Raw genomic sequence first — 10700 nt, 5'->3', positions numbered from 1 at the left:
TTGTAGAGCAGTAGGAGAGGCGACTCTCTTACTGACTTTAATTATCAAGGTCGCCGGTGGGCAATCGGAGACCTCAAAAAACGGACGCAGAGGAAGGTGTAAGACTTCTGTTAAAGAAGCAGCATCCCGTGAAGCGTCAACCCATCCAAAGATCGTTCAATTAAGTTTGTTTGATCTGTAGGGAATCGCCGTCCGTTTACGGCGGTGAGGATGTCAATGATCTTGTTTTACAAACAGTAGCAGAAGGATAGGGGAGAGTATTGTTCACTTTCGGGATCAGCCGAAACCCTTGTTTTTTGCGATCCCTTGCCCGTCACCATGAGTTAATAATAACTGCCAGATTTGCGATGATGGATGGCGGTTAAACCCTGGTGTAAAACCCTGCCTTTTTCTGCGATCACATAAAGCAGCCAATGATCACCGCACTCCATTCGTTGTTCTACCCGACATTCCAGATAAGCGAGCGCTTCGGCCAGAATCGGCCCACCGTTCTCAGCTTTAGTGGTTTCGATATTAGCAAAACGATCTTCTCCGGGGGAAAAAGGTTTAAGAAAATGCTTCATTAAAGCCAAATGTTGACCTTCTTGGAGGATATTAAGGACAAAAGGCGTACCGCTATAAAGCAGAGACTCGATCGCTCGTTCTTTCGCCACGGCAATAGTCAATCCGGGGGGGGTGAACGTCGCTTGCGACACCCAAGAGGCTAACATGGCGCCGCGCAATTCTCCCAATTCGCAGGTGACGATACACAGAGAACCCACCAAACGGCCCAGGGCCTGCGATCGCCGATCGCTTTGGGATTGGTTAACATTAGTTTTTGGTTGTCTGCTTTTGCGAGCTTTTTTGACTGCTTGAGCGAAATCGGTTCCCGCTTCCTCACAGGTCTTTAAAATTGCCTCCGTGGGTTTAAATTTAACCCGAATTGGCTCAAAACCGAAGCGATAACCGCCATCCCGGAATTTACCTTCCAAAAGATCGATCGCTTCACCACTCCAACCGTAGGAGCCAAAAACCCCCACCAGCTTGCTTTTATCGCCATTGGACAGGGTAATCCCCAAGGCGGTTTGGATGGGAGTCGGTGCGTGTCCTCCCAAAGTGGGGGAACCAAAGATAAAACCGACACTTTTTTCGATCGCCGTTTTGATCTCTTCTGGTTCAGCGGACTCGGCATTAATCGCCGTCACTGCTACTGCCGCTTTCGTGATCCCCATGGCGATCGCTTGAGCGAGGGTGGCGGTGTTGCCGTAGGCACTAGCATAAATCAGGGCGATTGTCAACTCTTGGGACTTTTGTACTGCTAACCATTGTTGATAGGAAAGGGTCAATTCGTGCATCCCGTAACGCACCAGAGGACCGTGACCAACGGCATAAAATAAGGGCGATTTAGCGGCTAATTTCTCCAAAGCGTTGCTAATTTGGCTGGCATAGGGAGCCATGAGACAATCAAAATAATAACGCCGATCTTCGTTATAAACGCTCCAACCCTCATCAAAAATTTGGTCGCCACAAACGTGCGCTCCGAATAATTTATCGGTGTAGAGAATATCGGTTTTGCTATCGTAAGTACAGAGTTGATCGGGAAATCTGGGGTTAGGAGTGGGGATAAATTCTAATTGATGGTTTGCTCCTAAATTTAATATTTCTTCCCCCTTGACAACCAACAGATTTAATGCTTCGGTTTCGAGAATTTTTTTCAGGGAAATTGCCCCCGGATTAGAACAAACAAAAGTGACTTGAGGCGCGATTTCTAAAAGTGCCTTGAGGGTGACGGCACGATTGGGGTTAACGTGACCGAGGATAATATAATCAATAGTTTTCGGATCGATTCTTTTAGTTAAAGCCTCTAAAAATATGGCCGAAAATGATTCCCCCGGTGGATCAAAAAGAGCGACCTTTTCACCTTTAATCAGATAACTATTGGCGGTGGTTCCCTTTTGTAATCCATATTCGATCTCGAATTTTAACCGGTCCCAAGTGCGGGAACGAAAGACAAAAGTATCGACGGCAATCGGTGCTACTTGTACATCTCTCGGTTTGACAATTGCATTATTCATAATCTTAGTTACCAGTTATCAGTTAAGTAGTCAATTAGTTAAGCGGCAACTTGAGGCTGTCATCATTTTTTATTAGGCAAGTTTGGCATTAAAGTCAACACTTGATTTTTGACTAAATACAGCCTTTTATCGCTGGGGACGAGTGGGGAAATTTACAGGTTAAGTAGGGAGGTACAATTATTTGTAGGATGGGTTAGCGGTAGCGTAACATGATCGGGGGTTGGGTTTCATGCTTCAACCCAACCTACGTTCTAGGGACGAGTGGGGAAATTTACAGGTTATCTTGCCAGCCGGAAGGACATCAATATCTAAGGTACACTATCTCCGGGAAGAAACCTAGCTTCTAGCAATTTGTTCGCGGGTAAGAATACTCCTCTGGGGGGATTTGCCAGTCTATTGAGAAATTCTAAAGGGAAGGTGATCCCCAGAAGGGAAGTGCTAGTCTGAGGGAAACCCTGCTCTTTCCCTATCAGGCAAAGTTTTTATGAGCTATCAGCACTCGTCTTTTGACTGCACTAGCGCCAATTTTGAGAAAGCCGCTTTGAGTCATTTTCGCACTCTTGTGGCTTTTTTACCGGATAATTGCCGTGTTTACCGACAAACTTGGGAATTTTCTACGGTTCTCTGTCTCGATTTTCTAGCCTGTTTGCCGGGACTAGCAATCACTCATCAAAATTTCGCCCATCTAGTTAATGTGACACAAGAACTGGGTTTAGGTCAAGCAATTATTTTGAAAGTAGGCAATAAAATCGTTGAGTGGCATCGTTTAAGCTAAAATCTCAATTTTCGACCATCCCAACATTCTAGAAAAAAATCGGCTCTCTGTGTTCTTTGTGTCTCTGTGGTTTATCTTTAACGCTTATAACTACCTCTTACCTCTGGGTGCATCTCATTTTTGCACTCTCAAGAATTAATTATGCAAGAACTCTATAGTAGGGTTGATTCATGAATCAACCCTACCCAAACCCTGGAGCGCATTAGTTTTTCGGTGGGATGCTTACAGGCAGCTGCTGATATGTCTGTAATAATTTAAGGGTCACTGATAATTGCTGATTGTCGGTATTTCTGCAAATGTGAGATGAACCCCTTGCCTCTTGCCTATCCTAACCAAGAAGTTAATTTTGTCCTATCTAGAACTGTTTAAGTTTAGAAAAAGCTCCGATAATTTGACCGAGGCTAATACCACCATCATTAGTGGGAACAGTTTGCTGCCAGTAGGGTTGAAATCCTGAAGCTTGTAGGCGATTAATTGTTCTTTCCGTCAGATAACGATTTTGAAAACAGCCTCCCGTCAAGACAATTTTTTCTCTACCTATTTTCTGAGCAATTTCTACAATAATCTCACTTAAACTATTATGAAACTTAGCGGCAATTATGCCGATTTGTACTTGTTTTTCTAAATCCTCAACAACTCCTAAAATTATCTGATTCCAATCAATAACTATGGGGGAGTCAGCGGATAAAGAAAAATGATAATATTCCTCGGTTTTAATGCCATCAAGGGCAAATTCTAACTGCATTGCTGCCTGTCCCTCAAAACTTAATTGATAACATAAACCTAGAATCGCCGCCACACCATCAAACAAACGCCCGACACTAGAAGTTAAAGGACAATTAATTTTTTTTGTTAACATTTGCCTAAAAATCGACCATTCCTGTTCACTAAAAGCTGATTTTATCCTATCGGTATTTTCCATAACTTCTAGTAATCCTAAAGCCACTCGTCTGGGTTCTTTAACCGCTTTTTCTCCTCCAGGTAATAGCCAGGGTTTAAAATGGGCGACTCGCTGCCAAGAATCGGCAGTGATATGGATAAACTCTCCCCCCCAAATTGTGCCGTCTAAACCGTATCCTGTTCCATCCCAAGCAACCCCTAAAACTGGAGGTTGTAGCTGATGTTCTGCCATGCAGGATAAAACGTGAGCGTAATGGTGTTGAATGGGAATAACGGGCAAATTTAAGCTATAAGCGTACTTGGTTGCTAGATATTCAGGATGAGCATCACAGGCAATAACTTCGGGTGCAAACTCGTATATTTTTTTTAAACTATCGAGAATATTTTCAAAGTGATTGACAGCATTAACTGTATCTAAATCGCCGATATGTTGACTAATAAAAACTTGATTTTTTTGGTAGATAGCCACGGTATTTTTAAAATAACTTCCCACGGCCATAATCGGGGGAAAATCTCCCTCATTAACTTTAACTGGAAAGGGAGCATATCCCCGCGCACGGCGCAAAATCATCGCTTTTCCCGCCATTTCCCTGATAATAGAGTCATCCACTGGTCGAAGGATGGGACGATTATGAACTAGAAATAAATCGGCGATAGTTACCAATTTTTCTAAAGCTTCTTTTTCGTCGATACAGATAGGTTCATCGGCTAGATTACCACTGGTTGCCACAATCGGAAAGCCTAATTCTGCTAATAAAAGATGATGTAGGGGAGTATAGGGTAACATGACTCCTAGATAGGGATTACCCGGAGAAACGGCAGCAGAAAGATAATTTTTTCTTTGTTTAATCAGGACAATTGCCGCAGCAGGAGACTGCAATAATTGCGATTCTAAAGAAGAGACATAACCATGCTTTTTCACTAACTCAAGATTAGGATACATCACGGCAAAAGGTTTATCCGGTCGCTGTTTACGTTGTCGCAATTTTTGCACTGCTTCCGTATTTCTTGCATCGACAACTAGGTGAAATCCTCCTAATCCTTTGATCGCTATAATTTTTCCCTGTTGAATTGCTCTAGCAGTGGCGATTAAAGCTTGATCTTTTTCCGCTAATACAGTTCCTTGACTGTCTAAAAGACTGATTTGGGGTCCGCAACGAGGACAGGCATTCGGTTGGGCATGAAAACGGCGATCTAGAGGGTTTTCGTATTCCCTTTGACATTCGGGACACTGATTAAAATCTCTCATGGTTGTGGCACTGCGATCATAGGGTAAACTCTCGATAATACTGTAGCGAGGACCGCAGTTAGTGCAGTTAGTAAAAGGATAGCGATAACGACGATTATTTGGGTCAAAAATATCGGCTAAACAATCGGGACAAGTGGCTAAATCGGGCAGAACAATTGTATTTTTTTCACCGCCGCTGCTCTGGCTTATGCTAAAGTTTTGATAACCGATAGGATTTAACCATTGAGTCTCAATATTTTCAATTAGCGATCGAGGGGGTTTTTCTAAAGATAATCGAGTCAAAAAAGTTTCTAGTTTTTCTCGATCGCCCTCGACTTCAATAAAAACTCCCGCTGCTGTATTATTCACCCAACCCGTTAGGTTTAATTCCGTTGCTAATCGATAAACAAAAGGACGAAAACCGACCCCTTGTACTGCTCCGCGCACAATTAAAGCTAATCGCTGATCGGATTGAATGCTCTGATTATTCATAAATAATTTAACGGGGAAATTATCAAATCTATCCCTGATTACTTTTCCCGTTATACTAAACTTTCACTAATCACCCGACAGCATTCTTCCACACTTGCCCTTTTTTCCATAGCTATCACTAAAGCTTGATAGGCAGTCTGTTGTTTTTCTAAAAGAGTTTTTGCCTGTAATAAACTCCAGCGCTCTTTTTGAGCATAATTATTCTCAGGAACCCCCGCTAATTTTAAGGCCGATTGCAGATAAAATCGATCGCTTTCTCCCCCCTCCGCTTTACCATAAACTAAGGTTTCGGCAGCAATTCCCGCCATCCACACCGTAGAAATTCTCTCTAAAAAAGCCGGAAAATCGGTAAAGTTCTTGACTTTTTGCTCTAAATCTGCTAGTTCAAATTGAACACCGCCGACTCCCTCCTGGCCTTGACGAAAGGCTTCCCAAGCGGTCAAACTATAACTGGCGATCGGAATGCCCAAAATATAAGCGGTGAGAAAATGTCCGGCTTCGTGGTGAATAACTCTTTGACGGTGTTTACTAGGAGAAAGAGCATCCAGTAGTAAAGTCACACCCCGGTTATTAAAGGTGAGAGTATCGACGGTAACTAATCCCAAGAGGCTAAAAGTAGCTAAAGCGGGGACAAAAGGCGAAATAGACAGCAAAGGAGTGACAAATACGGAAAGAGTGATCGAAAAAACGGTAATTGCGATCAGATTTAAAGCTGTCTGTTCCATAAAAATTAATAAAAAGATACAAATGCTTAATACTATGTTACATTGCCTAGTTTTATTTTCCCCGAATCAACCAACCAATTACCCCACCCACAAAAGCAGTCACATCCATACCTCCCAAATTTTTTCAGCTAAATCGGGAATTTTTCCCACGGATGCCTCGATGAGTTTCACTCTTTCATTTAAACCGGTGATTTTTGCGTCTAAAGTCCTGATTTCTCCCTTAATTTCCGTCTGTCCTATCTCTAAGACCTGAATTTCTCTTTTGATCTCTCCGACGCTATTCTCGATCGCTTTTTGTCCATTCTCCAGAGAGGTTAAACGAGTTTCGATCGCTTTTTGTCCATTCTCCAGAGAGGTTAAACGAGTTTCGATCGCTTTTTGTCCATTCTCCAGAGAGGTTAAACGAGTTTCGATCGCTTTTTGTCCATTCTCCAAAGAGGTTAAACGAGTTTCGATCGCTTTTTGTCCATTGATAATCAGATTTTCTAACCTTTTTAGGTCATTTTCCGTAAAAGCCGTCATCAGCTAAACTCCTAATAGATTAATTTTTTCTCGTCTTGAGATTGAGTCGATCGTTGACTAATTTAATTATGGAGTCAAAATCAAACTGTTACCCATTGATAGTTCTAGGTTCGATGCCGCAATAGGGATTTAGGGTGATAGGCAAATTTCCCCCACTTCCCCACTTCCCCACTTCCCCTTTACCATAAATAAACATTATTGTTTTCCTGTATGGATAACTTTTATTGATGAACATCGATCGCACTATGGAAGGGGCAATAGGGATTTAGGGTGATAGGCAAATTTCCGCTAAATCCCCCACCTCCCCACTTCCCCACTTCCCCATCTCCCCACTTCCCCACTTCCCCATCTCCCCACTTCCCCACTTCCCCACTTCCCCTTTACCATAAATAAACATTATTGTTTTCCTGTATGAATAACTTTTATTGATGAACATCGATCGCACTATCCAAGAGGCAATAGGGATTTAGGGTGATAGGCAAATTTCCCCCACTTCCCCACTTCCCCATCTCCCCTTTCCCATAAATAAACATTATTGTTTTCCTGTATGGATAACTTTTATTGATGAACATCGCTCGCACTATCCAAGAGGCAATAGGGATTTAGGGTGATAGGCAAATTTCCGCTAAATCCCCCACTTCCCCACTTCCCCACTTCCCCATCTCCCCACTTACCCACTTCCCCACTTACCCACTTCCCCACTTACCCACTTCCCCACTTACCCACTTCCCCACTTACCCACTTCCCCACTTCCCCACTTCCCCACTCCCCCACTTCCCCAGACTCCCTACTCCCGTCTCCTGTCTCCTGTCTTCTAAATTCTGCTGTATTGTTTCCCCTCATGAATATCGATCGCACTATCCAACTAGCTCATCAATTAGCGGACGCTTCTGGAGAGATTATCCGGCGCTATTTTCGGCAGCCTGATCTAGAAACCGAGACAAAACTCGATCAAGTTTCCTCAATAGTAACAATCGCCGATCAAGAAGCTGAGGAGGCAATGGTGGCAATTATTCGGCGAGAATTGCCTGAAGATGGGGTTATTAGGGAAGAAGGAGCCAATATTCCCTCCCAAAGTGGTCGTTATTGGGTATTGGATCCGATCGATGGCACATCCTCTTTTGTCAAGGGATTACCGATTTTTGGGACTTTAATCGGCCTAGTGGCAGAAAATCAACCGATTTTAGGAATTGTCGATCAACCGATTTTAGGCGATCGCTGGTTAGGAGTGAAGGGAAAAGCGAGTCTTTATAATAACCAGATGATTGTTAATCCCTACCGTCAAGATCGGGAACTTGTCTTAAAAAATGCCTGTTTAGTCTCCACCACTCCCTTAATGTTTATCACAGAACGACAACAAGCGATCGCTCGTCAGCTGCAAAGCGTCTGTAAACGTACCGCTTTTGGGGGTGATTGCTATAACTATATGATGTTAGCCACTGGCTGCACTGCCATGCCGATGGTAATCCTAGAATCAGACCTAAAATACTACGATTTTTGTGCTTTAATCCCGATTATTGAAGGTGCGGGCGGAATAATTAGCGATTGGTCAGGTAATCCCCTAAAAGCTGATTCTAGCGAAGTTTTAGCCGTCTCTAATTCCGGTTTATGGCGGCAGGTTTTAGAACAAATCAGCAGAGTGGGTTAGTGCGAATAGCAAGATAATTAGTCAACAGCTAACCCACCCCCGCGGCAATTAAACGGTGGCTAATTGAGGTTGGGGACGTTTGCTGTTACGGATACCTTCGATCGCCGCCGCGTAATCGGGGGCATTAAATACCGCCGAACCTGCTACAATCGCATTAGCGCCCGCTTCGAGAACTTGCCAAGTATTAGCCGGTTTTAAGCCGCCATCCACTTCAATCCAGGGATCCAAGCCTTTTTCATCGCAGATTTGGCGTAATTGACGGATTTTGGGGACAACTTCCGGGATAAAACTCTGGCCACCAAAACCGGGGTTAACGCTCATAATTAGGACTAAATCGCACAAATGCAGCACGTATTCGATTAAATCTAGGGGAGTGGAGGGATTTAATACCACACCCGCTTGTTTACCGAGTTCGCGGATTTGGCAAAGAGTACGATGGAGGTGGGGAGAAGCATTATGTTCAGCGTGAACAGAAATAATGTCAGCACCCGCTTTCGCAAAGTCAGCCACATATTTTTCCGGTTCCACGATCATTAAATGCACATCTAAAGGTTTTTTCGTATAGGGACGAATAGCGGAGACAATCAGGGGTCCAATGGTGATATTCGGGACAAAACGACCATCCATCACATCAACGTGAATCCAATCGGCTCCTGCCTTATCCACAGCCTCGATATCGGCTCCTAATTTACTAAAATCCGCCGATAGGATCGAGGGAGAGACTACGATCGACTTCGAGCTTCCGTTTTGGGTCATGGCTAACTATAGAATTTCGTGTTTATATTTTCGTAACAATCTTATCAGCAATCAGTGATCAGTGATCACTAATCGGATTTGAGTTTTCAGTCGGGGTAATCCCAGAGCATTTTGTATAAATTGTAACAGACAAAAATTTTTAATTGTTGTAAAGCAATAACCGCTACTGACAATCAATCATTTCTACTCTAAAATAAAAGATATTGCAATCCCTGTTAGGGAATTTCTCAGAAACTTGAGGTATATAAGTGTGACCTAATCACAGTTTCGCATTTAACCTTCATAAGATGGAATATGAATATCATTGACGCTTTAAATCTCAAAAACCCCCAAGATTACCCCTCTAGAGAAGCTTATCAGCAAGACGTTGTCAAAGCGGTACAGGTCTTAATGCGTTTAGGTATTATGGATAGTCCCTCGGCCGATTTAACCGCTTCCCTAGACTCTATCCTTGAGAAATTACAAGAGGATGAACTGGCTATCTACGGTAGAAAACGCAGTAAACAAGAAATTATCGCCGATTTAAAGCAAGTTAATAGTGAAATTGCCGAACTCGATCGAGAAATAGCTGACTTAGAATGGCAAATTGCGCTCAAAAAAGCTGAAATATCTGTTAATGAGGCATCTTAGGTTTTTATCTTGATTCTGTTTCGGTTTCTCCAAACTGAGCGCAATAATCATCCGCACTAATAAACTTCATCGTGAGTCCCAATTGACTCTAAAAGAATTGCCTGTTTCTGCTCATATTCAACGAATTTAAAGACAATTCTTAAATTATAGCCCAAACTACAAGCGTAAGAGTCTTTAAGCTCCCCTTTTAATTTGTGTGTTCTTAATCGAGGTTGAAATGGATCTACGGATAATAAAGCTAAAGTTTCTTGGATATTTTGAACTAAAAAAGCCTGTTTTTTCACAATTTTTCGAGCATTTCTAATAAATATATTCGAGCGTAATAAAACAAAATTCACGCAAGGATTTCCTCCATGATTTGTTCAGGTGTCAGGGGTTGACATTGACCTTGTGCAAATTCTTGTTGAGCTTCTTGAACATCTCTAACCAACTCTGTTCTTTTTTGATCTCGAAGACGATTCTGTAAGATATGAATGAGATTTTCTTGATCTTCAAGGGGAAGTTGCTCGGCTGCTTCTAGAATCTCTGCAAAGGTTGTTTGTATTGCCATTTTCTTAAGGGGCGATCAATTAAACTATCTAGGGTTTACAATCAAGGCTAAAAATAGCGAGAGTTACCGCATAACCATTTATTATATCGACATTTTTTGTCTAGTCAACTATTTATAACTAACTAAGTAGGGAGGCACAATTATTTGTAGGATGGGTTAGCGGTAGCGTAACCCATGCGGGCGTTGGGTTTCATACTTCAACCCAACCTACGTTCTAATCAATTAAGTCTCTTACCAGATAAGGATTTAGTCGATTTATGCCACCCTATAGAACCATACCAAGTAACGAAGAACCCATTTTTGGCGTTGTCAAATTGAAAGATGCTCCGAATCAGCACCGGAACTGAAATTACTTTGATAGGAAAGATTACATGGCATCTTGACAATTAGTGTTTAATGAACGAATAGTGCCGATAGTTG

11 protein-coding genes and 1 pseudogene are annotated in these 10700 nt (G+C 42.6%); 4 read left to right on the top strand and 8 right to left on the bottom strand.

Translation table 11 applies throughout. The features are described 5' to 3' along the window. A pseudogene (locus EWV66_RS03410) lies at positions 1–181 on the top strand (RNA-guided endonuclease TnpB family protein); the annotation flags it as partial. 142 nt (positions 182–323) lie between these two features. Here the strand turns inward: EWV66_RS03410 and EWV66_RS03405 are convergent. Then, positions 324–2054: a diflavin flavoprotein gene (locus EWV66_RS03405; protein ID WP_287108138.1), complete on the bottom strand. Its 1731-nt coding sequence runs from the start codon at positions 2052–2054 to the stop codon at positions 324–326. Between the two features lie 484 nt (positions 2055–2538). Between EWV66_RS03405 and EWV66_RS03400 the strand changes: the two genes are divergently transcribed. Further along, complete coding sequence (locus EWV66_RS03400; RefSeq protein ID WP_052276315.1) at positions 2539–2829, top strand: hypothetical protein; 291 nt, start codon at positions 2539–2541, stop codon at positions 2827–2829. 355 nt (positions 2830–3184) lie between these two features. Here EWV66_RS03400 and hypF read toward each other — a convergent pair whose 3' ends face one another. From hypF to EWV66_RS03380, 4 genes are all read right to left on the bottom strand, one after another. Further along, the gene (gene hypF / locus EWV66_RS03395) at positions 3185–5449 is read right to left on the bottom strand and encodes a carbamoyltransferase HypF (RefSeq protein ID WP_287108136.1); all 2265 of its coding nucleotides are present in this window, start codon (positions 5447–5449) and stop codon (positions 3185–3187) included. 50 nt (positions 5450–5499) lie between these two features. Continuing rightward, positions 5500–6174 (bottom strand): hypothetical protein, encoded by a 675-nt coding sequence (locus EWV66_RS03390; RefSeq protein ID WP_002797278.1) that lies wholly within the window; start codon positions 6172–6174, stop codon positions 5500–5502. Positions 6175–6273: 99 nt separating this feature from the next. Next, positions 6274–6696: a coiled-coil domain-containing protein gene (locus tag EWV66_RS03385; protein WP_284526065.1), complete on the bottom strand. Its 423-nt coding sequence runs from the start codon at positions 6694–6696 to the stop codon at positions 6274–6276. Positions 6697–6917: 221 nt separating this feature from the next. Then, positions 6918–7061, bottom strand: a complete 144-nt coding sequence (locus tag EWV66_RS03380) for a hypothetical protein (RefSeq protein WP_287115902.1) — start codon at positions 7059–7061, stop codon at positions 6918–6920. 476 nt (positions 7062–7537) lie between these two features. Between EWV66_RS03380 and hisN the strand changes: the two genes are divergently transcribed. Continuing rightward, on the top strand, positions 7538–8344 hold the full coding sequence (gene hisN, locus EWV66_RS03375; RefSeq protein WP_052276314.1) for a histidinol-phosphatase: 807 nt from the start codon (positions 7538–7540) through the stop codon (positions 8342–8344). A gap of 48 nt (positions 8345–8392) precedes the next feature. On the opposite strand, the gene rpe is transcribed toward hisN, so the two are convergent. Continuing rightward, entirely contained in the window at positions 8393–9100 is a 708-nt protein-coding gene (gene rpe / locus EWV66_RS03370; RefSeq protein WP_002736739.1) for a ribulose-phosphate 3-epimerase, read from the bottom strand. 294 nt (positions 9101–9394) lie between these two features. On the opposite strand from rpe, the gene EWV66_RS03365 reads away from it, so the two are divergent. After that, positions 9395–9730, top strand: coding sequence for a hypothetical protein (locus EWV66_RS03365; protein WP_052276313.1), 336 nt, complete (start codon positions 9395–9397; stop codon positions 9728–9730). A 56-nt stretch (positions 9731–9786) separates the two neighbouring features. Here EWV66_RS03365 and EWV66_RS03360 read toward each other — a convergent pair whose 3' ends face one another. Together EWV66_RS03360 and EWV66_RS03355 are read right to left on the bottom strand one after the other, a co-directional pair. After that, complete coding sequence (locus EWV66_RS03360; RefSeq protein WP_072926821.1) at positions 9787–10068, bottom strand: type II toxin-antitoxin system RelE/ParE family toxin; 282 nt, start codon at positions 10066–10068, stop codon at positions 9787–9789. Beyond that, positions 10065–10280, bottom strand: coding sequence for a hypothetical protein (locus tag EWV66_RS03355; RefSeq protein ID WP_012268295.1), 216 nt, complete (start codon positions 10278–10280; stop codon positions 10065–10067). Before EWV66_RS03355 ends, EWV66_RS03360 begins: the two co-directional genes overlap by 4 nt. Between the last annotated feature and the right edge of the window lie 420 nt (positions 10281–10700).

The sequence above is a fragment of the Microcystis sp. M_OC_Ca_00000000_C217Col genome, from assembly GCF_007095585.1.
GTDB classification, from domain to species: domain Bacteria; phylum Cyanobacteriota; class Cyanobacteriia; order Cyanobacteriales; family Microcystaceae; genus Microcystis; species Microcystis panniformis.
This window is presented reverse-complemented; position numbering and strand designations above follow the sequence as displayed.